Source organism: Mesorhizobium sp. M8A.F.Ca.ET.202.01.1.1 (assembly GCF_004791595.1).
Classification (GTDB): domain Bacteria; phylum Pseudomonadota; class Alphaproteobacteria; order Rhizobiales; family Rhizobiaceae; genus Mesorhizobium.
Genome location: NZ_SRUN01000274.1, coordinates 1 through 290 on the forward strand (window position 1 = coordinate 1; position 290 = coordinate 290).

A 290-nucleotide genomic window follows, 5' to 3' on the forward strand; every position below is an offset into this window, starting at 1 on the left:
GATCAGAACCCTTCGCGAGCTCGGCGCCTGGGATGTCATCCCGGCTTCGGACAAATCAGCACTTCAAGGCGCGCGCGTGCTCAACGGCTCGAGCGCATTCGCTCTTCCCGCTTGGCGTCGTAGAGCGCCTTGTCGGCGGCGCTGAGCACCTTGTCCAAGCTGAGGCCCTCCCCGCCGACGTCGACAGGAACCAGTGGTTGAGGACACCCTTTTCAATCATCAGGAGCCTCTCGCCCTCGACGCCTTCGCCATCGAATGGACGCGAGTCCTGGCCACGGCGCCGCAACGGC

General features: G+C 64.8%; 1 pseudogene. It reads right to left on the reverse strand.

Going from position 1 to position 290, the window contains the following annotated elements:
• Positions 1 to 166 precede the first annotated feature (166 nt).
• Positions 167 to 290, reverse strand: a pseudogene (locus tag EN845_RS34830) (metallopeptidase TldD-related protein); the annotation flags it as partial.